Below are 25056 nucleotides of genomic sequence, written 5' to 3' on the forward strand. Positions count from 1 at the left end.
TCTATTTTTAGTTGCATAAGCAGTAATAACTAGCTTGGGATATTGCTCACTTTTCCCAAGCTAGTCCCACAAATGGTTTACAATGACCTTTTAAATGCCTGGGAAGCTCCCAAGCTTGTCAAAATAACTTCTTATAAGTATTAGTTATGCCTTGCATAGATATTAATCTATGAAAATATGTACAGGAGAAAAACACTTACAGAATTCATGTCATTTTGTTGAAGTCTTATTAGAGCTTGCTTATGCTGATATAGATACACAGATGCACGACTCTGAGCTAAAAGAAGTTCAAGTAAAATGGATTTATGATGACACTTTAGAAATTACCGGAACCAGTTTTGATAAAAAGAAGAAACCTAAAGAGGGTACGACATTAAACGCTTTATTAGAATTAGTTAAAAAACATAAATCCAATTTTCCTGAAAGTCATATACGAAATTCTATTAATTTATTAAATTCAATTCCTTATGATGTAAATCAACAAACTTGCTCTAGAAATGCGAGAGAAATGTATCTTATGGAAGAGGACGATTTACCTACTAAATCTCAAGGTATCAGGAAGTTCACACTTAGGTTGAAAGGTAAAGACGAGGGAATACAAGGTAATCTTCAATATATTAAAGAAAAGATAGAAAACAAATATAGTGATTTTGAATATCATATTGAAGATAAAAATCAAACTCCCGCCCGAAATAATCAGAATATAGAAAAACTCTTATGTTCTTTAGACTGTGAAACCCAGAAGAGAACGTTTCAAGATAGGACTCGTGATCATGATAATAGAAGAGGGGTTTTTCTTGTTAAGGCAGAGAAAATAATTCAGCCTTGGTTCCTATGGCGTTTAACAAAATTGATAGGAGATTTTGAGAATGCACAAATAATTAAAACTCAAATTGACTCTACTATGCGATTTAGATTTGATAATTTTTGGCAAAATTTTGCTCATAATATAGGGATAAAAGGTAATGTAGACCGTCAAGTGATAATTGAAAAATTGACTGATTATCATAAAACAAAGTCTGTAGTTATTGTTGTTAAGCGTTTTGAAGACTTGCCTGATAATCAATTTGAGGAGTTATCTAATTTCTGGTCTGATTTATTTAGAAGTATTAGTGATATATCCAGAACAAATGTTCAAAAGAAAAGGCTCTGGTTCGTTTTATTTTTAGTCAGCAATGAGAAAAATTATACTAATAACAATAATCAAGAAGCTCAAGAATATCCTGTTCCACTGGAATTAAGAGAGATTCAAACAGCAGAAGTAGAAAATTGGTTGACTGAAAATGAAGATGCTTTTCAAGCAAGCAATTATGATTTAGACGTGGGATACGAAATGCTTGATTATCATCTAACACATCCTCACAGTTTAATCGATGATATTTGTCGGAATGTATTTAAGTTAAATAATGGTATTGCAGATGTTGAACACTATTGGAAACAATTTGCATGATGAGCAATAATCAAAACCCAGATTATAAATATACAGCAGCAAAAAAGTACCAGACTGATGATGGTAATGAAGACCCTTTGAAGCAAATTTATTGTCCCTACCCCTATCTACCTAGTGATGATTTAAAAGAAGCGGTTAATTTAGCGATCGCACTGGAACGCCCGTTACTTTTGGAAGGTGATCCTGGCTGTGGTAAAACTCGTTTAGCTGGAGCGGTTGCTTATGAATTTACCAAAAAATATTTACGAAACCAAGAAGATAAAAATCAGGAAGATAAAAATAATAAACAACAATGGTGGGATTATTATATATGGAATATAAAATCTACAACCCGTGCTCGTGATGGACTTTATAGATATGATGCTGTTGCTAGATTACGGGATGCTCAATTGATGGGAACTGATCCAGACAAATTGAAAGATTTTTTAGATGAAGAGGCTGAGAAATTAAAGGAGCGGTTGAAGTCTAAGAAAAATTATAGAAAATTTGAACCGTTAGCTAAGGCATTAGGTGCAGAGAAACAACATGATTATCGTCCTATTTTATTAATTGATGAGATTGATAAAGCAGATAGTGATTTTAGTAATAATTTACTACTTGAATTAGAAGATTTTAGGTTTACAATTCCTGAAACTGGAGAGTCATTTACAACTCCTGAACAGAAACCGATTATTTTTATTACTAGCAATCGGGAGAAACCTTTACCAGAGGCTTTCTTGCGTCGCTGTATTTACTTTTATGTTGATTTTCCTGATGAAAAGCTACTCAGAAATATAATTGATAAGCGATTTGGTACCCTCAGAGGTAAGAAAAAAGAAGTAGGAGACAAAGCAATAAATATTTTTTATAAAATTCGTACATTGCTGGAAAATAATCCTGGAAGTAAGCCACCAGGAACTAGCGAATTTATAGATTTTTTCTATGCTATTTCCAAGAAGGAGAATGCACTGGAAGACTTGGATAACTTATTTAATAGAACACCATTGTTGGGAATGCTGATTAAAACCAAGCAAGACCGGGATTTAATATCAGAATCATTAATAAAGTCAGTAGGACTTACGTAAAAGTAACGTCACTGCGTCATTACGTTTGCGTAGCATGTCCGGAACGGACGAACGACAGCGACGTAATCGCAAAAATCCTGGGATTGCTTCCCTACACTTCGTTTCGGTCGCAATGACAAATCTTCGTTGCGTAAGTCCTGGTCAGAATCAGAATAAGTAAAATAATCCTCTCCTGAAGCTTATTAATCATCGCTTTATGAATAATTATCAAGATACTTCTACTTTCTTCGATGATGATTACCCACACTTATTAAAAACTGGAATTACTCTCACCTTAGAACAGTATGAATCTTTATTATTAGATTTATTCCAAGAATTGCGTCAAGCTGAAATGGCTTTAACCCTAGAACAATATGAGTTATTACAAATTGCAGTTGAAAAAGGGTATGGTTTAAGCGGATGGCAAGATTTAAAACGGTTATGTCAGTTACTGTGGGTAAAACCCCATGCTGATTATGATATTAATATTTTTAATCGTGTTTTTGACCGTTATTTCCAGCAGCATCGTGCTAAAACACCTGAGAAAACTCCTGATACTGAAAAAACTCCTGTTCCTGGAAAAACTCCTGATGCTGAAAAACCATTATCAAATCTTCCCCAAATTCCACCCAGAAATTTTGACAACCCATTATCTCAACAACCGAATACAGTACAATTTGCAACTGCATTCAAGGGTTCACCACCTCCCCAACAATTGAAATTTGAACAGTCTAATTTTGTCTTTAATCCCAAGGATTTCCCCATCAATTTACACGATGTTCAAAGAATTTGGCGTTTATTAAAAAAACCAGTACGGATTGGTTGGGAAGATGAATTAGACATTGAAGCAACCGTTGAGCGGATTGAAAGGGAAGGTTTTTTAGCTGATGTGGAGATGCATCCAAGAATGACTCGTAAAGCCGAATTATTGCTGCTAATTGATGATAATTCGGCAATGATACCATTTTTCCCAGCATTTGAGCCTTTTATTGCAGCAATTAACTCACATCGAGTCACTCCCGCTCGCATATATCGGTTTACCAGCTATCCCGACGAATATCTGTATGATTGGGAAGATCCAACTGTTGCTCATCCCCTGATTAATATCTTGCCAAAACTGCATCGCCACCGCACTATTGCCCTAATTTTAAGCGATGCTGGAGCAGCAACAATCACCGACAGCCCAAACCGCATTGAAGGAATATCCAAGTTTTTAATTGCATTATCTCCCTGTGTTCGTCAATTAATTTGGCTGAATCCTTTACCTCCTAACCGATGGCAGTATACCTCAGCTTGGAGAATCCATGAGATACTTAATGGCAAGATGTTAGCCTACGAGCTTGCCAATTTACAAACAGCAGCCAAAGAAATTCCCCAGCAGAATGGGATTAATATATAAGCCATGCTTCTAGCACGGGGTTTCTAACCTATTTTTCTGATGACAAAAGCATCACCAACAGCAACAAATTCTCACAAAAGAGGACAAAGAGAGGATTTAACGACTCGCCGCATTCGAGTCTTTGAACAACGCTATGGAAAAAAGGCGCTGGAATTAGCCTATCATGCAGCTTTCCCTTTGACTATCACTTCCCATTTACTTTATTGTTTGCGGTCAAATTTTGTCACCGATTGTCCTTGGTATGCTGTAGGAGATGTGTTGCTGGGGTTATGTGAATCCATTGGCTATGATTTGTATGAGATGGAAGAGGACACAAGAAGTGTCTTAATCAAGAGGTTAAGTGAAGATAAAAGGTTTGGAGAACAGCAACTCCAGAAACTGGCTGATTTTATGGCTCAGTATATTTTTAATCGCTTCACCCAAGAGAATAATGAATATCGGCGAGAATGGATACCTTTGTCATATTTAATGGCAGATAGTCAAGAAGCCAAGCTGATCAAGGAACAATTGCAAAGTTTACTACAATCCTTGCTAGAAAATGATGAAGAACGGATCAAGTGGAAAGAATTAGAAGAAAAATATGAGGATTTGCTACGGAAGGAAGGTTTTGAACCGTTGTTATTAAAACCGTCACTGGATGAGCTTGAGGGGGAATCCATCCTAGATGATGAACAAAAGCAAATTGCACAAGCGATGGGAGTTAAATTCAAACCTTTTGAGTTTGATGTCGCAGTTATTAGCCCAACCTTTGAGTTTGAAACTGTAACGGTTAATGCTCGCGGGGAAGAAATTAACACAGAGCAACACCAAGCAATTTATTATGTAGAATTTCTAGGAGAAACACCGGGGGAACCAGCAGAACTAAGCATAGAAATGGTAGCGATTCCGGGGGGAACTTTTGCAATGGGTTCCCCAGAAAATGATCCACAACGCTATAAAACTGAAAGTCCCCAGCATCCCGTAACCGTACAACCTTTTTTCATGGGTAAATATCCAGTGACACAGGCACAGTGGCGATTTGTAGCACAGTTAACCCAGGTAAATCAGGAAATATACTCAGAACCATCTAATTTTCAAGGAGATAATTTACCAGTAGAACAAGTCTCTTGGTATGATGCCGTTGAATTTTGCTCACGCCTTTCTCAATATACAGGCAGACCCTACACTCTACCAACCGAAGCAGAATGGGAATATGCCTGCCGTGCTGATACTACTACACCGTTTCATTTTGGTGAAACCATTACTGGTGACTTAGCAAATTATAGAGCCAGCAGGACTTATGCTTCGGAAGCCAAAGGAGAAGATCGGAATCAAACCACCCCAGTAGGACAATTTACACCCAACGCATTTGGTTTATACGATATGCATGGGAACGTTTGGGAATGGTGTCTTGATGATTGGCATAATAGCTATGAAAATGCGCCCACAGATGACACTGCTTGGTTTGACAGTGAGGATGATAATCTTTCTCAAAAGCGTGGTAATGCAGTGCTGCGGGGCGGTTCCTGGTTCAACCTTCCTAAACTCTGCCGCTCGGTGTACCGCTACGCTGACGTTAGGGCGGAGCGCGACTTCATCAACAGCGATATTGGTTTTCGGGTTGTCTGTGCCGTTGGGAGGATTCTTAAGTAGCCCTTTATACTCTTCCCGTTTTCCCCTGCTGTGGAGCGTAGCGAAAACTTGGTTTCAAGCCCTCCGAAGTTGCTCTTGGTGGGAAACTCACAAGACTGCACTGCTCTCTATATTTATATATGGAGTTTCTCCTCTGCTCCCTGCTCCCTGCTCCCCTGCCTCTTCGTGACGGCGACTCGATTTTTTTTGCAAAATATGAAGGTTAATTGACAGTTAATGGCACAAACTATCATTGAACGTTATCGGCGGAAAGGACTACATTTTGTTGAGGACTTGGGTAATGGAATTGAGCTAGAAATGGTGCTGATTCCTGGGGGTAGCTTCATGATGGGTTCACCAGAAGATGAACTAGAGTGTAGTGACTCAGAAAGCCCTCAGCATTTGGTAAACATTAACCATTTTTGTATGGGTAAGTATCCAGTCACTCAAGCACAATGGCGAGCAGTGGCGAATAGGTCGGATCTGCGGGTTAATCGGGACTTAGAACCAGAACTATCTTATTTCAAAGGTGATAGCCATCCTGTGGAAACAGTATCTTGGTACGATGCGGTTGAGTTTTGCGATCGCTTATCCCAACTTACAAAAAGAAAGTATCGCCTCCCCAGTGAAGCAGAATGGGAATATGCTTGTCGCGCTGGTACAGAAACCCCATTCCATTTTGGCGAAACAATTACATCAGAATTGGCAAACTATAACGCTAACTACACTTACGGTGTTGGTGTGAAAGGAACATATCGAAATGAAACAACAGAAGTAGGGAGCTTTGGAGTAGCTAATGCCTTTGGTTTATACGATATGCATGGGAACGTTCGGGAATGGTGTCTTGATGATTGGCATGGTAACTATAAAAATGCGCCCACAGATGGCACTGCTTGGTTTGACAGTGAGGATGATGATCTTTCTCAAAAATCTGGTAATGCAGTGATGCGGGGCGGTTCGTGGATCGTCAGTCCTAAGCTCTGCCGCTCTGCGTACCGCTACTACAACATTAGGGTGGAGCACGACCCCCTCGACTTCAATAGCGGTTTTCGTGTTGTCTGCGCGTTTGGGAGGACTTCTTCGTAGCTCTTTATACTCTTCCCCTTTTCCCCTCTACCCTTTTTCTTTTACCTTTCCTGAGCGGAGCGATCTAAAAATTTTTTTCAAATAAGCATTGCCAGATAACTTCAAAAGAGATACCCACAAGATAGGACATATTGTAAACAAAGATTGCGGAATGTACTTTATTGATTTACAAAATTGACCATCAATTATTTTTTTCGGGAATGTATCCTATAGGTGCTGTATTTGTTTTTTGTCCAAAGTTCAAATCAGGGACTTATATAAAAAACAGAAATTCATTTTCTGGCCGCATAAATCCCTAAACAATGACTAATAATTAGGAATAATGCACAGATGGCTTGTCATAGAGTGCCATGCAAAAATGTAAAGTTCAAATTTTGCTTTTGAACTTGGCACTTATGCAGTTTTTAACTAGTTTTGATGCCAAAAATTTATAAATTTCGATCCAAAACCGGAAAAATATTCTAGCACTATTGACAAGAACTAAGTTGCCGAGGATCGGAGTGAGTCGAAAGATTCATGCTCCGTTTCGCAGACGAGTCGGATGGGTGACTGTTCGGCTTAATTTAACAGCATTATGCCAATTACACAAAGCATCTAATGAATACTTACAGATTCAATAGTTGCACTCTGCAACGTTGTTAATCGTATGTATTGATGCAATATAAACTTCTATTTTCGGAGAAAAATATCTATGTCAAATCAAAATCCTGGGAATCCAAATAATCTCAAGAAATCTGCAAGTAAAGTGGCAGCTAGCTTACTTATATTAACAGGTTTTGTTTCTTTTGCTAGTCAAACTGGTTTGACTGACCAATTAGCTAGCAACTTGGATCAATATCTCATGCCTGCTGCCCAAGCTAAGGATGTTGGAAACCACCATATAGCGATTGTGGATCGGCAGTTAAACCAAAAACTAGTTGCTAATTCCTTAATTATCAATGACAAAACAGCTTTTGTAGTAAATCAAGTAGGAGAAAAAACACCAGCTCCTAGTGGTTACTACAAGCTTTCTGATGGCTCCATTCTCAAAGTCAAAGATGGTCAAATTACCAACTTAGCTAGCTTGCAGTCTGGTACGGAACAGAAAGTAAGTGCTAGACCTAGATGGTTAGATATCAATTGGTCTCAGGATGCAAGACGAACCTTGAGATCTAACAATCATACGGATGAGCAGGTTACTAACTTAGCTAGCTTGCAGTCTGGTACAGAACAGAAAGTAAGTGCTAGACCTAGATGGTTAGATATCAATTGGTCTCAGGATGCAAGACGAACTTTGAGATCTCAAGACATGAATGCTGACATTCAACAAGAAGTCGCAAAACTAAATGTTCGAGATACTTTAAACCGAATCATCGAAGCATAGAGTCATAGGTCGGGTGGGCACACTGCCCACCTAGCCTGAGTTTGGTATGTTCTATGAACTAATCACTGCAAGTTTTTTAAGTATTGGGTATTGACTCACATCTTGTACCACATGATTATTGCGAAAATAATCGCCTGTAACCCTGATTATCTCCTAGGGTGGGCAATGCCCACCTTACCCTTATTGAGAAGGTGCAAGATATGAGTTGAAAGTAAAACATCTGCTGGAGAGTGAGATTTTCTATGTATATTGTCATGAAGTTAAGCAAAATGTGCAATTTAAGATGTACATATTGTTATGAATATGATGAACTATCAAATAAAGAACGGATGCCATTAGATGGCATAGAGTACTTTTTTAAAAGCTTATCTGAGTACGTACTCAGCCGTGGTAATTATTTCCCAATCCATCTTGTATTTCATGGTGGGGAAGCTCTACTTCTTCCTCATGAATATTTGCGAGCAGTTTGCAGCATTGCAGAAAAATATCTTGGTGCTAATGGTGTTAAATACGATATTTCTGTACAAAGTAATCTATTTAAACTTTCCAATAAAACTCTGGACTTATTGGAAGAATTAAACCTCCATTTGGGTATTTCTCTTGATGTTTTCGGAGACCAAAGACTCGATATTGCTGGCAGAGTTTCCCAAGACAAGGTCTTAGATAACCTACAGCGTTTGTTAGACCGTGATGTAAACTTTGGTGCTATATCTGTTCTCCATGCTTTGAATGTAGATAAAGCAGTAAAGACATTCCAGTTTTATCAAGAACTAGGTATTGGCTACCGCATTTTGCCAATTCACAGCAGTCATGAAACACCTCCAGAACGTATGAAGCATTTGCTTCTCAGTCACGAACAAACTATTGAGGCATTACAAAAGGTTGCCAAGGCTAAATTTAATTCTTCCTCACCGATTGAAATCCTACCACTAGATGATTATTTTCAGGCAGCAGTTAGGTATCTGATAAATGGTGAAATAGGACTTTACAACCCCTTTGATTTTGAATGGGCGCTCATCGTTAATACTAATGGTGATATATATCCTCATGGCGATGCCTATCAGCCTATTGGTTTAATGGGCAATATTTTTCGCCAGTCTATAAGTGAGATTTTAGTTTCTGAAGCTCACACCAATGCTACTAAGGTTCGCATGGAAAGAGCCGAAACTTGTCGTCGTTGCAAATTTGATGGTAAATGCGTCCAGTTACCTATTGCGGAAGCTATTCCCAGCGAGCGTTTTTACGATGAAGCGGGTGTACTTCAATGCTCAATAGCTCAGCCGATGATTCAATTTATGGTTGATGAGATTCAACAATCGTCTGATGCTCAAGCTCTTCTAAATCTTTATCAGCATCCAGAGCAATCAATGCCACAGTTGCTTCCTCTTTAAAAGGTCGGAAATTGTTTTAAAAATCAATAGTTTACATAATTATGTCAATCAAGTTGTTAGAGTTCGTTGAAGAAGCATCTAAACCACCTTTTCTTTACCACGGTAGCCCGCACAAGTTAGATCTAATTGTACCAAATCAAGCTCGTGGTTTAGGAAACCAAGTAAATAATCGGCTTAATTCTGTTTATGCATCGGATGAGCGCAATTATGCTATTATGTTTGCTCTTAATATCTTTCCCAATCACCAAGGAGAGCGCACTTGGTCAATATCTTGGACACCAGAATTGATGGAAGTGGTGATTACAAATGGCAAGCTTGACCTTACGACAGAAGGATACCTTTATCGCTTACCTGCGGATACTTTTAGGCAAGTAGAGCATTTTCAATGGGTTTCAGATGTACCAGTGAAACCTTTAGAATGCCAAATTATCAGACCTAAAGACCATCTCCATTGGATTAAATATAAGGCAGGGGGCAGGGGGCAGGGAGCAGGGAGCAGGTAAGCCACTGCATTGCGCTGGTTTCCCTCGTTGTAGCAAGAAGAGTAAGGTGGGCATTGCCCACCCTACTGTTGCGTACTCCCTACTCCCTACCCTCACCAAAAGACTTTTATGCCTAACGGCACGCTCCGCGAACAGCAAGCCCTACTTATTAATTCAATTCCTGACAAAAGCTTGCAGTGAACATTTATGAGATGGTAGCGTCATTCCAGTAATTCAGTTCCCATTGAAAAATATCAAGGTTTGATGCCAATGATTTTTCCATAGGAACTGATATCGGATTTGAACGGATGGTGCTGAAAATGAAGCGATCGCTCAGTGTAATTACTATTTTCTCTACATTTGTCTCGTGCTTTGCACCCTATGCTGTAGTTGCTGCACCACCACGAAATCCTGATAAAACTGTCAATTGTGACATGTTAGTAGTAGGTGGTGGACTGTCCGGTGTAGCTACAGCATATGAAGGTTTATTAGCCGGACGCAGGGTCTGTTTAACGGAAATTACGGACTGGCTGGGGGGACAAATTTCTGCCCAAGGAACATCTGCATTGGATGAAAGACCAACCCAAAGGCGTAAACTATTTTACTCTCGCGGATATTTGGAATTACGGAAACGGATTCTGGAACAGTACAACCAACTCAACCCCGGTAAATGTTGGGTGAGTGACTCTTGTTTTCTACCCGGCGATGGTCATAAAATCTTGGGCAGAATGCTTAAGAATGCAGCCAAGAAAGGTAAAGGCAAATTGCAATGGTTTCCCAACACGGTAATTAAAGAATTAGATATTAGTAGTGATGGGAAAATCATTAATAGTGCGATCGCTATTCAGCATCAACCAGCAAAAGGCGCGTCACCACTCAATACTTTACCCCTGTCCCAAACCATTGAAGACTCCTATAGCTATCAAAATTCTGACCAATTTAATAAAAAAATTATTCGTTTTGTTTCTCGTCAACAAAAGCAAAGGAATACCCCCAATTGGTATGTTGTAGATGCCAGCGAAACCGGTGAGATTATCGCCCTTGCAGACGTTCCCTATCGCCTAGGAATTGATGCTCGCTCCCACCTAGAACCTTCTTCCTCCAGTGCCAATAATGACCCCTATTGCACCCAAGGATTTACCTATACTTTTGCAATGGAAGCGACTAAAGATGCTCAAAAGCAGCAAATGCCTCCATTTTATATGCAGTACTCTCCATACTTCAGCTACGAATTGGAGCGGCTAGCAAGTTTCCCCCTAGTATTTACCTACCGCCGTATTTGGAGTCCCCAACAAGGAGAACCAATGAAATTCCGTGGGATTAATTTTACCGCTCCCACACCAGGGGATATCTCCATGCAAAACTGGACTTGGGGTAATGACTACCGTCCAGGAACATCCCAAGATAATTTAGTTTATACCCGGCAACAGCTAGAATCTAGCGGACAATTACAACCAGGGGGATGGATTGGCGGACTGCGGACAGAAAGTTTACGCAAAGCAGAAGAGTTATCCCGTTCTTACTTTTACTGGTTAGTAGCTGGTACCACTGACTCCCAATTAGGGGAAGGAGTGAAAAAACCCCATCCTAATCACCGCTTTCTTTCTGGTTTAAATTCTCCCATGGGAACAGTACACGGCTTGTCTAAATATCCTTATATGCGGGAAGGAAGACGGATTATTGGTCGTCCTAGCTGGGGACAACCTCAAGGCTTTACAATTTGGGAAATTGATATTTCACGACGCAACTATCAGGACAATTATTACCGCGAAACACTTATACCGAAAATGTTTCGCAGATTACAAGTGGCTCTAGCTGGCTTGGAAGCTACCTCTATCATTTCTGGGGAAAAGCGTTTAGAAGATACAGGTAGGCGTACTCGCTCTACTGTTTATGCTGATGCTGTAGGTATAGGTCATTACGCCATTGATTTCCATCCTTGTATGGTTAAAAGTCCTCCAGAAGCTCCGGGAAATCAGGAGCGTCCCAATGAAAGGCGGGGAGCAGGACAAGCTTACCCCTTCCAAATTGCCCTCAGAGCAATGATTCCCCAGAAAATAGATAATTTATTGGTAGGTGGTAAAAGTATTGCTACTAGCCACATTGCAGCTGCGGCTTATCGGGTACATTCCTTTGAATGGTCTGCTGGTGCAGCAGCCGGAACCACAGCGGCTTTTGCTTTGAAGAATAATGTGGCTCCTTATCAGTTGGTAGATGAATTACCCAGAATAGAACCCCAGCTTTTAGCATTGCAACGTCTGCTGAATCAAAATAACAATCCCACCGCATTCCCTGATACCTCGATTTTCAACGATAACTGGGATGATTGGAAGTAGGATATAACCCCCTCTACTCCCTAGCTAGAAAATAGGGAGTGGGGAGTGGGGAGTGGGGAGTGGGGAAAGAGGTGTTTATGACGCTTCCCGTCAAGCTGCGCTGACATCCTTGATGGTGAAATTTTTTTTCATCGGGACTACGTTGCGAAGTACTTTGAAGGTAGGGAATGCCATAATATTCTCAAACAAATAAATTAATAAGTATGACTTTATACTATTTAAATTTCTTATAAAAGTTATACTATCCTATAGGTTCTACCTGGGAATTACTGAGAAGTGGCGAAGCCACTTCTTTTTCTGGTGATGAAGCGCTATTCCAACTGAAGTGAAAGAATTGAAGAAGTTGGAGTTATAATTTTTATGCAAAACATCCACTAGTCAAATATCAGTATCAGCTTCACATTGCCAATTCTTCAGGATCAACAACCTTTACCCAACAGAATGTCAAATAAAAAAGCTTGGGCTAATGCGATCGCTCAACCAGCAACAGAATTTCCTCTCACTCCCCTATCAGTAATCTATGGTAAAATTCCCGCAGGTTTGCGAGGTAGTTTATACCGCAATAGTCCAGGAAGGCTGGAGAGGGGCGGTATAAAGGTGGGGCACTGGTTTGATGGAGATGGTGCTATTTTAGCGGTAAATTTTACCGATGATGGTGCAACGGGAGTTTATCGTTATGTGCAAACTGCTGGTTATCAAGCAGAGACAGCCAAAGGTAAACTAATCTATGGCAATTATGGTATGACTGCCCGTGGAGCATTTTGGAATAGATGGTTGAAACCAGTTAAGAATGCTGCCAATACCTCTGTATTAGCTTTACCCGACAAACTTTTAGCCTTGTGGGAAGGTGGTAAACCTCATGCTCTTGATTTGCAAACCTTATCAACTTGGGGTTTAGATGATTTAGAGGGATTAAGCAAAGGTCAAGCTTATTCGGCTCATCCGAAAATTGATGAGCAAACGGGTGATATTTTTAACTTTGGAATTTCCATCGGCAAAAACCCCCAGGTGAATATTTATCGGAGCGATGCAACTGGCAAAATTGTGCAAACAGGAGCATTCCCCTTGACAAATGTGCCATTAATCCATGATTTTGTCTTAGCTGGGCAATATTTAGTATTTTTTATCCCCCCAGTGGAATTGAATATCCTCCCTGTAATATTGGGATTTTCTTGCTACTGTGATTCTCTGAAATGGAAACCCCAGTTGGGAACGCAGATTGTCGTAATTGACAGAGAAACTTTGTCTGTGGTGAGTCGTAGCCAAGCAGAACCTTGGTTTCAATGGCATTTTGCCAATGGTTATGTGGATGAGGGCGGTACATTAGTTGTAGACATGGCTCGGTATGAAGATTTGCAAACCAATCAATTTCTCAAAGAAGTACCCACAGGTGTAACCCACACTCCTGCCAAGAGTAATTTATCAAGGGTACAGTTAAATCCCCAAACTGGTAGATTCATGGGGATAGAGACAATTTTAGATAGAAATTGTGATTTTCCCAGCGTACCACCCCAGAATGTTGGGCAAAATTCTCGACATACCTATTTATCCATATCTCGCCCAGGAACGGATATTAGTCAAGAAATATTAAATGCGATCGCTTGCTTTGACCATGAAAATGGTACCCTCATGGAAACAGACTTAGGAGAAAATCTTTATCCTTCGGAACCAATTTACGTCCGAGATGCTCATAATCATCAGCAAGGTTGGATTCTCACTGTTGTTTATGATGGTAATACCCATTGCAGTCAGGTTTGGGTATTTGATAGTCAGGGATTAGATCAAGAACCCATTTGCAAATTAACCTTACCAGAGGTAATTCCTCACAGTTTCCACGGTACTTGGAAAGCAGCATGACCAGAAGAAGCAGGGGGAGTGTGGGGAGTGTGGGAAGTGGGAGAGTGAGAGAGTGAGAGAGTGAGAGAGTGAGAGAGTGAGAGAGTGATGGTTGATGGTTGGGAGTTAAGATTTTTTATCTTTCACTCCTTCCCTCTTTCCCTCCTTCCCTCCTTCCCTCCTTCCCTCTTTCCCTCGTCTCCCCTACTCCCTACTCCCTACTCCCTACTCCCTACTCCCTACTCCCTTGCCTTAAAACTTAATTGGCACTCCTTTTCCCAATAGAGTGCCAATCATGAAGCGAATTCTCGATCTGAAGCCTGACTTTTAACTAACCACTGATGTTGAAGCGTCCTCATTTGATGGAGGAGTACTGGGTAATTCTAAACAATAACCTGCACCATATACTGTCTTGATGTAACGAGGATGGCGGGGATCTGGTTCTAGTTTAGTTCTCAAATGACGAATATGAACCCTAATGGTTTCAATATCATCATCGGGATCGTATCCCCAAACTTCTCGCAAAATTTCACTCGGTGACACGGTTTGACCATGACGTTGCAGCAAACAATGGAGTAACTCAAACTCTAAGTGGGTCAATTTCACGGTTTCATTGAACCATATTGCCTCAAATCTTTCTGGAACTAAGGTTAAAGAACCATAATTGAGAATTTCACTGTGTTTTGCTGCTTGTGGAATGCGATCAGTACGCCGCAACAACGCCCGCACCCTTGCCAGCATCTCTTCCACTTCAAAAGGCTTGGTCAGATAATCATCCGCCCCAGCGTTAAAGCCTTCTACCTTATCTTGAGTTTGGCTTAATGCCGTTAACATCAATACAGGAATTTCCGCAGTTCGTTCATCCCGGCGCAAACGCTGACAAATTGTAAATCCATCTACTCTAGGCAACATCAGATCAAGCATGATTAGATCTGGCTGTAGCTGGAGGGCTAAAGCCTGACCTTTGATACCGTCTTCTGCTTGACTGACATCATAGCCAGCCATTTCTAAATTTACGGCTACCAGTTCTGAAATTGCAGGGTCATCGTCTATAACAAGAATCCTCGGCATTATTAAAAAAATATTACTACTTATTAAGGATCAATAAGAACCTTTGACATAATACAAAGATTACTTTATTTATTATAAAAAATATGTGAAATACAATCTAAATTGTAAACTAAAACATGAACAAAAAGTAAGGTTCATCGTACTCAATCTTGATTAGGTATAAGGTTTACAAAAAAATCCGATTAATTTGACGCACTAAGGTAATTCTGTTTGTTCTGACTACATTTTGGACAATTTGTCAAATAAAAATAGTTAAGGGTAAACAACTCCTCTCTTAAACAAACATTAAGGATAGGCTAATCTTAGGTTATTAATTTTTGTTGCCAAATTGCCATCCGGAAAAAGCTAATTTGCAGTCAGTAAGAGGCAAGGGAGTAGGGAGCAGGGAGCAGGGAGCAGGGGAGAAACCCCATACATTAATGTAGGGTCTGCTGAATAACTGAAAAATATTGATTTATCAATATTTTGAGGCTGTTTTATTGGGGAGGGGGTGCAAGGAAATTAGGATTTTAGGTTTAAAATCCTTGCATCTGTTATTTATTCTGGCAAAAAGAATAGAAATAAGGAGGCACCGAACTACTCCCCAATCCCTACTCCCTACTCCCTACTCCCTACCTCCACCAAAAGACTTTTATGCCTAACGGCACGCTCCGCGAACAGCAAGCCCTAATGTAGAGAACAGCGCGCAGAAAGGGGGTCTCCCCCATGAGCGATTGCGGAGGGCTTGAAATCAGGAATTATTGAGAAAGAGTGCTTATGCATAGCGGCACAATTATTTCTAATTTTTCCACAAATAAATTTGGGGGCTTGTATCCTTTTCTTTTTCAGTCAGAGACCACCCTAAACTTGTGGGTTGTTGGTAAACTCGCTTTAGGGTATTAACATCTCTTTTGGAAATGGGAGGCGGATTGCGAACTTGGGAAAAGTATAAAGTATCACTTTTTTGTCGGCTATGACCCCAAATACCTAAGCCATGACCGAGTTCGTGACGAGCAGCTGCTAAGAGATACTTATTTGTTTGACTGGGACTGAGGAGAATTTGAATGCGATGGTAGAGAATATTATTCTGGTTGTATAAATTATAGATAGTGAGAGCAGAACGAGCTCGGGTTGTTTTGCGGATGGGATCAAACCTTAATGGTGGTGCTTGGCGAACAATGGTAATATCTGCTATCTCTGGTGAGGAAACTATCTGCAAGGGTAGATATTGGTTCCACTCTGCCACAGCTTGGGAAACTAAGTTGACCCAACTTTCCACCTGTGCAGCATTGGATAATTGGGGTGTGGCGATGTGAATGCGAACGGGAAACCGCGACCAAATCAAGTAACCAATAGGCGTAGGCTTTACCTGGGAAAAATAGTCACCACTATTGTTACTATCTTGCCACTGTAATAGTGAGGCAGGTAATTTATGGACTTTAGGTGTCGGAAAAACCGCAGAAATTAACCCCTGATTTTGTCTGGGGGATTTTGGGGTGGAAACATTGCTAGTTCCCCCAAAAGCAAATAACTGCACGGTAATAAAAATTACCAGCAGTCCACTAATAGTTACTCCGCATAAGAATAAGAGCCAATGCTTCCATAATGAGGATAGGGTTTTGGGTCTTTTTTGATTTTTCCCCATCTCCCTACATTCCTCTTTGATTATTTAGGTAGCCAACCGGCGCTTAAAACTATGGTTAGACCCAGAAATATAACTGTGAGCATCCAAGTCACTCGGTTCAAAGTATTTTCTGCGCTTTTGGTGCTGCTGAACAACTGCGCTTGACCACCAATGGCGGCGATACCGTCACCTTTAGGACTGTGGAGTAGGACTAAAATAATTAAACCAATGGCAGAAAATGCCCAGATCCCTTGTATGACGCTAGTAACATTCATGGTAGCAATGTCTAATATTTTTGCACTTGTGTGAATCGGTTGTGAGTTTTGAGTTTTTAGTCAGGGGTTTAGCCATTCTAGATAACTCATCACTCGCAACTTTTGTTTACAGTCCAATTTTTACAGTCCAACTCGTAAAGGAGTGCGAGTTAACTTTACCTCATAATCGGCACCGTGGATTAGCGATCGCCCGGTCATTTCTGGGGGCTGGGGTATTTGTAATATGTCCAGAATCGTCGGAGCAATATCAGCAAGTTTGCCATCATTCCTCAAGTTAACTTCTGTACCATACCCAGGGATTTTCGCTTTTTCTCCCTCCACTAAGATTAAAGGAACTGGATTGGTGGTGTGAGCCGTCCAGGGATTTCCCCCTTCATCTATCATATACTCAGCGTTACCGTGGTCGGCAGTAATAATTGTTGTCCCACCAGCTTTGCTCACACTGGTAAGTAAACGAGCGACACATTTGTCCACTGTTTCAATGGCTTGTACCGTGGCTTCTATTTGCCCTGTATGTCCCACCATATCAGGGTTGGCATAATTTATGACCATCAGGGAGTAAATACCCTTGTTAATGGCTGCGAACGCTACATCTGTAACTGCTGTTGCAGACATTGTCGGTGCGCTATCATAGGTTGCTACCATCGGGCTATTTACCAGTTCCCGGTCTTCTCCAGGAAAAGGTTCTTCTAAGCCGCCATTAAAAAAGTAGGTCACATGGGCGTATTTTTCTGTTTCCGCCGTACGAAACTGTTTTAAACCCTGTTGAGAAATCACTTCTCCCAAAATATGGCTGAGATTTTGGGGTTCAAAGGCAACATCCACAGGTAATTCTGGATCGTACTGGGTGAAGGTGGCAAAATCCAAGGGTTGGATTTTCTGCCGATCAAAGCCTGCAAATTTATCGCTGACAAAGGCCTGGGTGAGCTGTCTAGCGCGATCGGGACGAAAATTGAAGAATATGACCCCATCCCCTGGTTCTATGGCTCCAGAGGCAAGGCGCACGGGAACAACAAATTCATCTGTTATGCCTTCGGCGTAGGATGCTTGGAGGACTTCTACCGCCGAGCGTCCATCACCTTCGCCATCTTGGGTGATTACATCATAGGCTTTTTGGATTCGATCCCAACGGCGATCGCGATCCATCGCATAATATCTACCACTGAGGGTAGCTATGCGTCCAACCCCAATCCGGTCTATGTAATCTTGAATTAGACCTAGTGCTTTGACACCATCTTTGGGTTTGGTATCCCGTCCATCTGCGATCGCGTGGATACAAATTTCTGTAATTCCTTGGGATTTAGCCAAGTCCAAAAGTCCAAACAGATGGCTTAAATGGGAATGTACCCCGCCTTCTGAACATAGTCCCACTATGTGCAGCTTACCATGACGATTTTGCACCGCCTGACAAGTTTTTACCAGTGCCACATTCCGATTTAGAGAACCGTCTTCCACGGCATCAGAGATACGTACTAGTTCTTGAGGTACAACTCTACCTGCACCAATATTCAAATGACCAACTTCAGAGTTGCCCATTTGTCCGTCAGGTAGTCCTACAGCTTTTCCAGAGGTGCGAATGAGTGTATGGGGGTAAGCAGCCCACAAGCTATCCATTACCGGGGTTTTGGCTGTGGCAATGGCATTTCCTTGTGTTGACTCGCAGTAGCCCCATCCGTCTAAAATGACTAGCACCACGGGAACAACAGGTGCCTTGGTCATAATAAATTACCCTTTACTTTTTGTAATATCCGCATGATACCACTGCTACCCACAGCCGCAAGTGAATTTCTGCTTAACTAATAGGTTTCATGACAAACCTTTGGTTTTTTAGATATTTCTTTAAGTTGAAGAAACAACTCTTAATTTTGGCAATTAAATTATTGACAGAAGAATAAAAGGATACAAGCCCCTAGATCTATCTTATGGACAAAGTAAGAAGCAATAAGGCAATTACAATGGTTTCAGTACTTAATTTCCATTAAACTCACAATATATTCTTTATAGTTTTAATTTCAAACTGAAATACTGATAATTGATCACTGAAATGACCTAAAAATAAAAGGACACAAGCCCATAAATTTATTGATGGACAAATAATTGATAATTATGCCGCGATGCATCAGCACAAGGTGACTCAACTTTCCGCAAAATCCAAAATTCACAATTTTTATGACCGCAACAACAACTAACCTCCCTAGTTTATACGAACCCTTTACAACTGAAGCTAAATGGCAGAAATTTTGGGAAGATAACCAAGTTTATCAAGCCGATCCCGCCAGTGGTGGGGAATCCTACTGCATTGTCATTCCTCCCCCCAATGTCACTGGTAGTCTGCACATGGGACACGCCTTTGACAATAGTTTGATTGATACCCTGATTCGTTATAACCGGATGTGTGGACGCAATGCCTTATATCTACCAGGAACGGATCACGCTAGCATTGCCGTACATGCAATTCTGGAAAAGCAATTAGCTGCTGAGGGGAAAACCCGTTACGAATTAGGACGAGAACAATTTCTGGAACGAGCGAAGCAATGGAAGGCTGAATCTGGTGGAAAAATTGTTAATCAGTTGCGCCGTTTGGGTGTATCTACTGATTGGTCACGAGAACGTTTTACCCTGGATAATGGTTTATCAAAGGCGGTTTTGTTCGCTTTTAATTCTCTCTACAATCAAGGATTAATTTATCGCGGAAAATACTTGGTCAATTGGTGTCCGGCATCACAGTCAGCAGTATCTGATGTGGAGGTGGAATCAAAAGAGGTTGATGGTAATCTTTGGCATTTCCGCTATCCTCTTACCGATGGTTCTGGTTATGTAGAGGTCGCCACTACTAGACCGGAAACTATGCTGGGGGATACAGGAGTGGCGGTGAATCCCAGTGATGAACGTTACAAGCATCTCATCGGCAAAACCCTGATGTTGCCAATTATGGATCGAGAAATTCCGATTGTGGGGGATGAATTTGTAGATCCTGCCTTTGGGACTGGATGTGTCAAGGTAACTCCTGCCCATGATCCCAACGATTTTGAAATGGGACAACGTCACAATCTGCCATTTATCAATATTATGAATAAGGATGGCAGCTTGAATGAAAATGCTGGGGAATTTCAAGGACAAGACCGCTTTGTGGCGAGGAAGAATGTAGTCGCACGCCTAGAAGCTGATGGCGTGTTGGTGAAGGTTGAGGATTATAAACACACAGTTCCCTATAGCGATCGCGGTAAAGTAGCTGTAGAACCGTTACTATCAACCCAGTGGTTTGTCAAGATTCGCCCGATGGCGGATAAATGTCTGGAATTTCTCGATCAGCAAAATTCCCCTAATTTTGTTCCCGAACGTTGGTCTAAGGTGTACCGAGATTGGTTGGTGAAGCTCAAGGATTGGTGTATTTCCCGTCAATTGTGGTGGGGACATCAAATCCCAGCTTGGTATGCTGTCAGTGAAACCGGAGGACAAATTGCTGACAATACTCCCTTTGTGGTTGCAAGTAGCGATGACGAAGCACGGGAACAGTTAGTTGCACAGTTTGGGGAGAATGTGCAGATTGAAAGGGATCCCGATGTTTTGGATACTTGGTTCTCTTCAGGATTATGGCCCTTTTCGACCTTGGGATGGCCAGAAGAAACTGCGGATTTCAAGACTTATTACCCCAACAGCACTTTAGTCACAGGGTTTGATATTATTTTCTTCTGGATAGCCAGAATGACTATGATGGGGGGTCATTTTACCGGACAAATGCCCTTTAAGGATGTGTATATCCACGGCTTGGTACTGGATGAAAAGGGCAAAAAAATGTCCAAGTCCGCGAATAATGGGATTGATCCCCTACTGCTTGTAGATAAATATGGCACAGATGCCCTGCGGTATACACTGATTAAAGAGGTGACAGGAGCAGGTCAAGATATCCGTATAGAATACGATCGCAAAAAGAATGAATCTTCATCAGTGGAAGCTTCCCGTAACTTTGCTAATAAGTTGTGGAATGCGGCACGGTTTGTGATGATGAATTTGGATGGTCAAACACCCCAGCAATTGGGTGTGCCAGAAGCTACTGAGTTAAGCGACAAGTGGATTCTTTCCCGGTTCCATCAAGTTGTGCAACAAAGCCATATGTACATGGAGAAATATGGTTTAGGGGAAACAACTAAGGCTCTGTATGAGTTTATTTGGGGGGATTTTTGTGACTGGTATATTGAACTAGTTAAATCTCGGTTACAAAACACAACAGATGCTGCATCCCGCAAAGCAGCCCAGCAAACCCTGGCATATGTATTGGAAGGTATTTTAAAGTTATTAAGTCCATTTATGCCTCACATTACCGAGGAAATTTGGCATACTCTCACCCAGCAAGGGACAGATTCTCGACAAAGTTTGTCCTGTCAGCGTTACCCAGAAGCTGACACCAAGCTCATCAATCCAGCCTTGGAATCACAATTTGAACTGCTGATTGGTACAATTCGTACCATTCGTAATTTGCGAGCTGAAGCAGATGTCAAACCGGGAGCAAAAGTAACTGTCAACTTGCAAAGTGACAGTGGTACAGAAAGAGAAGTTCTCAGCAATGGACAATCTTATATCAAAGACTTGGCAAAAGTAGAGAATTTGACTATCGCTGGGGAGCAAAAATCACCAAAACCTCTCAGCAATTTGCGGAAAATATTGGTAATTATTTTTTCCCTATTTTTAGTTAGAATTGCCTTTGCCATATCCAACACTATGGGTAGTATTCCCGTAATCGGAAATTTCTTTGAAATTGTTGGTTTACTTTACGCATCCTGGTTTATTATCCGTAACTTAATCTTGGCTCAGTCGAGACAAAAGCTATGGACGCAGATTCCCCAATTCACTGATGTAGAAAACTCTCCAGAATCACAACAGCCACAAGCAGCACCAGAAAAAGTGATTACTGGGGTAGTAGGGACAGTACAAGTGCTCATTCCCCTAGATGGAGTCGTAGATATTGCTACATTACGAGCAAAACTGGAAAAAAGTTTAACTAAAGTAGAAAACGAGGCTCAATCCTTGACTGGTAGATTAAGTAATCCTAAGTTTGTGGATAAAGCACCAGCAGAGGTAGTACAAGGAGCCAAAGATGCTTTAGCTGAAGCACAAAAGCAGCAAGAAATTTTGCGCGCCCGTCTGCAGATGCTGTCTTAGACACGCCTTGCAAAATTTAACTAACTTGAAAATGGGGAGTGGGGAATCGGGAATCAGGAGTCGGGAATCGGGAGTCGGGAATCGGGAATCGGTGTTTTCATTCTTGGTTGTGGGCAAAATTGTCCGTGGGGAGCTGGTTATAGATAGATTGTGGCTGTTCCCTACTCCCATTTTCCAGTATTGTAGGGTGTGTTAGGACATTTTTGAATGCTGAAACCCATGAACAGTAAACTTATTACTCCTTCGGAGAGACTAAGTCAACGCCATTTGACGGCAGTTGCTTTATGCCGGGGAACCCCTTTGGGTTGCGCCAGTTGCTTTATGCCGGGAAACCCGTCCACCGCAATGGCTTACCGTCCACCGCAATGGCTTACCGTTCACCGCAATGGCTTACTTATTACTTATTAATTGCGCGTAGTGTTTGTTATACCTTTTGCAATATAAAATCAAAAATTATAAATTAAAATAAAAACCTTATACCCATGCTATATCTAGCTCAGGTGCATAAAAATGAATTTTTAGATCAGTATCAATTACGACTGTTAGCACGTCAGGAAGCAGAAAATCTCTGGACAATTATCCCGGAAGAAGCTTTTATTTTACTGGGTAAGAGCAATGCTAATAATGTGAAACGAGGAAGTATACCCCAGTCAAACATCGAGATTGTAGCACATACTAGTAGCGATCGCATTCCTTTTCGTCTCATTGAAAAAATGCTGGTATTAGTTGAACTCTCTAATATGGGAGAAATTGAATGGGTAGAGGAAGCTACTAACTGGGTGCTGAATTTAGTACAAAATTTTCTGACCACTGGTATTACCCCAGATTTCTTGCGTCAAGAAGCAGAGCAAGCAGAAAAGTGGCGACAAGATTTAACGTTGAAGAGTCAAGATTTAGCTCGTCGCAGTTTAGAGTTAGAAGCGCGTCGGGAGCAAATTCAATCCCTGGAAGAAAATATTAAACGGGAGCAAAATGATACTGAGCAGGATGGTAATAAGTCTTAATTTTTTGTGAGTACAACAAACAAATATATGCATCTAGAGGGGTATTTCAACACAAGCAAGTGTAATTTGGAAAAAAATAGCAAATAAAACACCTCATCTTCGCACATACAAGGGATAAACAACATACATTATCCCGCAATCTTTCCATCTCTGGTAGGGGCACGGCATCCATGATCTATTGGGTTATAGAATAATCTTACCCACGCCGTGCCCTGATATCGTTTGCAGTTTGGATATTCCTCAGCAAAAACTTAAGATTATTGACAATGGAATAGTCCTTCTGAAACAGAAATTCAGTCAGGATTAAAGCTGCATGTCATTTCAGTTATCAGTTTTCAGTCACAATCTGTGGTTGGTGCGTGGCGATGAAAATATGGGCACGGCGTGGGTGAGATTGCTTGATTAACCCAGAGATTATGGATGCCGTGCCCCTACTTCTTTCCCTTGCTCCCTGCTCCCTGCTCCCCAGCCTCTTTTGCCCATTCTAAACATAACTGACGAAAGCGATCGCCACGCACTTCAAAGTTAGGATACTGGTCAAAGCTAGCACAAGCTGGTGACAGTAATACTACTGAAGCTGAATATTGTTTACCTAATTCTGCCGATCGCGGTATGGCTTTGTCTAGGGTTTCCACAATTTCGTAGTTGCTATACCCTGCTGCTTGCAAATATTGGGCAAAGTTAGGGGCTGCATTACCTATTAATAATACAGTTGCGGCTTTAGCCTTGATTTTTGCTATCCAGGAGTGGCGATCGCCATCTTTTTCTTCCCCACCAGCAATTAAAATTACTGGGCTATCAACGGATGCTAAACCAACTTCTGCGGCATCATAGTTAGTTGCTTTACTATCGTTGATAAAATCTATACCATGCCATTGACAAATATGTTCTAGGCGATGGGGAACGCCGGGAAATTCAGCCACGGCTCGGGAAATCGCCTCTTTGTCAATCCCTGCTAATCTGGCTGCGGCGACGGACATCAGCAGGTTCTGTTGATTATGTTCTCCTACCATCCGCAAGGCAGAGATTGACACAATTCTTTCATCTTCGGGTAGGGAAGCTATATTTGCAGTCTCCATCACCCAACCATCTGCAATATAAAAGCCCTTGTCACTAATCAGATTATCTTTCCCCTTCACACTAGTCCAATAGGCATTACCCCAATGACTCAAGCCCAATTGACTTAAATAAGGGTCATCACCATTCATTACTTGCAACCGGGAACGATGTAACAGTTGAGCCTTAATATTGTAGTAGTTGTCTAAAGTTTTGTGACGGCTGAGGTGATCGGGGGTGAATGTCGTCCAAATCCCAATACGTGGAGATAAGGTATTAGATGATTCTATTTGATAGCTGCTGAGTTCTGCAATCACCCAATCGAGTTTTGGGTGAGATTGCAATGCAACTTCACAGGCCGCGTAGCCAATATTACCACAAGCCGGGGCATTGAATCCTGCGGTCTGAAAAATGGCGGCGACTAGGGCTGTTGTAGTAGTTTTACCATTAGTCCCCGTAATTCCTACCCAAGGAATAGATTGTAAATATCTCCATGCCAGTTCCATTTCCCCAATAGTTTCTATACCCAATTCCCGTGCCTTGAGTAACACTGGCACATTCCAAGGAACCCCAGGACTGGCGACTATTAATTGTGGTAAATCGGAGCCACATAATTCTAGAGAATGCCCTAGTTTTACCTGAATTTTTTCGGCACTAAGTAATTGTTGTTGTTTCAGGAAGTTTTCGGAGGTGTTGCGTGCAGCTAAGCTTTCTGCCCTAGCGGCATCACTCAGTATCACCTCCCATCCTTCCTTTCTCAACAATCTGGCCGCAGCAATACCGGACTTTCCCAATCCAATTACGTGAGCTTCGGACATAGACTGTAGCGGATATCCCTGGTTAAGCAATATCTATAGTAGCGTTTATTGGCATAAAATAACACTACTTTT

18 protein-coding genes are annotated in these 25056 nt (G+C 41.3%); 13 read left to right on the forward strand and 5 right to left on the reverse strand.

Translation table 11 applies throughout. The annotated features are described in order from the left end of the window. Positions 1-169: 169 nt before the first annotated feature. From CALSC_RS19050 to CALSC_RS19095, 10 genes are all read left to right on the forward strand, one after another. Entirely contained in the window at positions 170-1450 is a 1281-nt protein-coding gene (locus tag CALSC_RS19050) for a hypothetical protein (RefSeq protein ID WP_088242861.1), read from the forward strand. Beyond that, complete coding sequence (locus CALSC_RS19055; RefSeq protein ID WP_088242862.1) at positions 1447-2514, forward strand: AAA family ATPase; 1068 nt, start codon at positions 1447-1449, stop codon at positions 2512-2514. Before CALSC_RS19050 ends, CALSC_RS19055 begins: the two co-directional genes overlap by 4 nt. A 196-nt stretch (positions 2515-2710) precedes the next feature. Further along, positions 2711-3892: a hypothetical protein gene (locus CALSC_RS19060; RefSeq protein ID WP_235006854.1), complete on the forward strand. Its 1182-nt coding sequence runs from the start codon at positions 2711-2713 to the stop codon at positions 3890-3892. A 39-nt stretch (positions 3893-3931) separates the two neighbouring features. Then, a complete protein-coding gene (locus tag CALSC_RS19065; protein ID WP_088242864.1) occupies positions 3932-5524 on the forward strand; it encodes a formylglycine-generating enzyme family protein in 1593 nt (530 codons plus the stop codon). A gap of 216 nt (positions 5525-5740) precedes the next feature. Continuing rightward, positions 5741-6589, forward strand: coding sequence for a formylglycine-generating enzyme family protein (locus tag CALSC_RS19070; RefSeq protein WP_088242865.1), 849 nt, complete (start codon positions 5741-5743; stop codon positions 6587-6589). A 691-nt stretch (positions 6590-7280) separates the two neighbouring features. Continuing rightward, positions 7281-7952: a hypothetical protein gene (locus CALSC_RS19075; protein ID WP_088242866.1), complete on the forward strand. Its 672-nt coding sequence runs from the start codon at positions 7281-7283 to the stop codon at positions 7950-7952. Between the two features lie 269 nt (positions 7953-8221). After that, positions 8222-9343 carry a radical SAM protein gene (locus tag CALSC_RS19080; RefSeq protein WP_200817689.1) on the forward strand — a complete coding sequence of 374 codons (1122 nt, stop codon included), beginning with the start codon at positions 8222-8224 and terminating at the stop codon, positions 9341-9343. Positions 9344-9384: 41 nt separating this feature from the next. Beyond that, positions 9385-9846 carry a hypothetical protein gene (locus CALSC_RS19085; protein WP_088242868.1) on the forward strand — a complete coding sequence of 154 codons (462 nt, stop codon included), beginning with the start codon at positions 9385-9387 and terminating at the stop codon, positions 9844-9846. Between the two features lie 299 nt (positions 9847-10145). Continuing rightward, positions 10146-12161, forward strand: a complete 2016-nt coding sequence (locus CALSC_RS19090) for an FAD-dependent oxidoreductase (RefSeq protein WP_200817691.1) — start codon at positions 10146-10148, stop codon at positions 12159-12161. Between the two features lie 441 nt (positions 12162-12602). Next, positions 12603-14018, forward strand: coding sequence for a carotenoid oxygenase family protein (locus CALSC_RS19095; RefSeq protein ID WP_088242870.1), 1416 nt, complete (start codon positions 12603-12605; stop codon positions 14016-14018). Positions 14019-14324: 306 nt separating this feature from the next. Here the strand turns inward: CALSC_RS19095 and CALSC_RS19100 are convergent, their stop codons facing one another. The 4 genes from CALSC_RS19100 to gpmI all read right to left on the reverse strand — a co-directional run bounded on the left by CALSC_RS19100 (position 14325) and on the right by gpmI (position 18665). Next, positions 14325-15068, reverse strand: coding sequence for a response regulator transcription factor (locus CALSC_RS19100; protein WP_088242871.1), 744 nt, complete (start codon positions 15066-15068; stop codon positions 14325-14327). Between the two features lie 778 nt (positions 15069-15846). Then, a complete protein-coding gene (locus tag CALSC_RS19105; RefSeq protein ID WP_088242872.1) occupies positions 15847-16692 on the reverse strand; it encodes a peptidase in 846 nt (281 codons plus the stop codon). Between the two features lie 20 nt (positions 16693-16712). Then, positions 16713-16946 carry a preprotein translocase subunit SecG gene (secG, locus tag CALSC_RS19110; protein WP_088242873.1) on the reverse strand — a complete coding sequence of 78 codons (234 nt, stop codon included), beginning with the start codon at positions 16944-16946 and terminating at the stop codon, positions 16713-16715. A gap of 120 nt (positions 16947-17066) precedes the next feature. Further along, a complete protein-coding gene (gene gpmI / locus CALSC_RS19115; RefSeq protein ID WP_088242874.1) occupies positions 17067-18665 on the reverse strand; it encodes a 2,3-bisphosphoglycerate-independent phosphoglycerate mutase in 1599 nt (532 codons plus the stop codon). Positions 18666-19115: 450 nt separating this feature from the next. Between gpmI and CALSC_RS19120 the strand changes: the two genes are divergently transcribed. The 3 genes from CALSC_RS19120 (at position 19116) to CALSC_RS19125 (ending at position 23110) form a co-directional block, all read left to right on the forward strand. Further along, on the forward strand, positions 19116-22106 hold the full coding sequence (locus tag CALSC_RS19120; RefSeq protein ID WP_088242875.1) for a valine--tRNA ligase: 2991 nt from the start codon (positions 19116-19118) through the stop codon (positions 22104-22106). Between the two features lie 219 nt (positions 22107-22325). Beyond that, the gene (locus tag CALSC_RS26030) at positions 22326-22514 is read left to right on the forward strand and encodes a hypothetical protein (RefSeq protein ID WP_143288306.1); all 189 of its coding nucleotides are present in this window, start codon (positions 22326-22328) and stop codon (positions 22512-22514) included. 74 nt (positions 22515-22588) lie between these two features. Next, positions 22589-23110, forward strand: a complete 522-nt coding sequence (locus CALSC_RS19125; protein ID WP_088242876.1) for a hypothetical protein — start codon at positions 22589-22591, stop codon at positions 23108-23110. 431 nt (positions 23111-23541) lie between these two features. On the opposite strand, the gene murD is transcribed toward CALSC_RS19125, so the two are convergent. After that, complete coding sequence (gene murD, locus CALSC_RS19130; protein WP_088242877.1) at positions 23542-24984, reverse strand: UDP-N-acetylmuramoyl-L-alanine--D-glutamate ligase; 1443 nt, start codon at positions 24982-24984, stop codon at positions 23542-23544. Positions 24985-25056: the final 72 nt, after the last annotated feature.

The organism is Calothrix rhizosoleniae SC01 (assembly GCF_900185595.1).
Taxonomy (GTDB): Bacteria; Cyanobacteriota; Cyanobacteriia; order Cyanobacteriales; family Nostocaceae; genus Calothrix_A; species Calothrix_A rhizosoleniae.

What these genes read in the sequence shown, in the direction of transcription:
- CALSC_RS19050 (WP_088242861.1), top strand. Translation starts at nt 170, where the DNA reads ATGAAAATATGTACAGGAGAAAAACACTTACAGAATTCATGTCATTTT.
- CALSC_RS19055 (WP_088242862.1), top strand. Translation starts at nt 1,447, where the DNA reads ATGATGAGCAATAATCAAAACCCAGATTATAAATATACAGCAGCAAAA.
- CALSC_RS19060 (WP_235006854.1), top strand. Translation starts at nt 2,711, where the DNA reads ATGAATAATTATCAAGATACTTCTACTTTCTTCGATGATGATTACCCA.
- CALSC_RS19065 (WP_088242864.1), top strand. Translation starts at nt 3,932, where the DNA reads ATGACAAAAGCATCACCAACAGCAACAAATTCTCACAAAAGAGGACAA.
- CALSC_RS19070 (WP_088242865.1), top strand. Translation starts at nt 5,741, where the DNA reads ATGGCACAAACTATCATTGAACGTTATCGGCGGAAAGGACTACATTTT.
- CALSC_RS19075 (WP_088242866.1), top strand. Translation starts at nt 7,281, where the DNA reads ATGTCAAATCAAAATCCTGGGAATCCAAATAATCTCAAGAAATCTGCA.
- CALSC_RS19080 (WP_200817689.1), top strand. Translation starts at nt 8,222, where the DNA reads ATGTGCAATTTAAGATGTACATATTGTTATGAATATGATGAACTATCA.
- CALSC_RS19085 (WP_088242868.1), top strand. Translation starts at nt 9,385, where the DNA reads ATGTCAATCAAGTTGTTAGAGTTCGTTGAAGAAGCATCTAAACCACCT.
- CALSC_RS19090 (WP_200817691.1), top strand. Translation starts at nt 10,146, where the DNA reads ATGAAGCGATCGCTCAGTGTAATTACTATTTTCTCTACATTTGTCTCG.
- CALSC_RS19095 (WP_088242870.1), top strand. Translation starts at nt 12,603, where the DNA reads ATGTCAAATAAAAAAGCTTGGGCTAATGCGATCGCTCAACCAGCAACA.
- CALSC_RS19100 (WP_088242871.1), bottom strand. Translation starts at nt 15,068, where the DNA reads ATGCCGAGGATTCTTGTTATAGACGATGACCCTGCAATTTCAGAACTG.
- CALSC_RS19105 (WP_088242872.1), bottom strand. Translation starts at nt 16,692, where the DNA reads ATGGGGAAAAATCAAAAAAGACCCAAAACCCTATCCTCATTATGGAAG.
- secG (WP_088242873.1), bottom strand. Translation starts at nt 16,946, where the DNA reads ATGAATGTTACTAGCGTCATACAAGGGATCTGGGCATTTTCTGCCATT.
- gpmI (WP_088242874.1), bottom strand. Translation starts at nt 18,665, where the DNA reads ATGACCAAGGCACCTGTTGTTCCCGTGGTGCTAGTCATTTTAGACGGA.
- CALSC_RS19120 (WP_088242875.1), top strand. Translation starts at nt 19,116, where the DNA reads ATGACCGCAACAACAACTAACCTCCCTAGTTTATACGAACCCTTTACA.
- CALSC_RS26030 (WP_143288306.1), top strand. Translation starts at nt 22,326, where the DNA reads ATGAACAGTAAACTTATTACTCCTTCGGAGAGACTAAGTCAACGCCAT.
- CALSC_RS19125 (WP_088242876.1), top strand. Translation starts at nt 22,589, where the DNA reads ATGCTATATCTAGCTCAGGTGCATAAAAATGAATTTTTAGATCAGTAT.
- murD (WP_088242877.1), bottom strand. Translation starts at nt 24,984, where the DNA reads ATGTCCGAAGCTCACGTAATTGGATTGGGAAAGTCCGGTATTGCTGCG.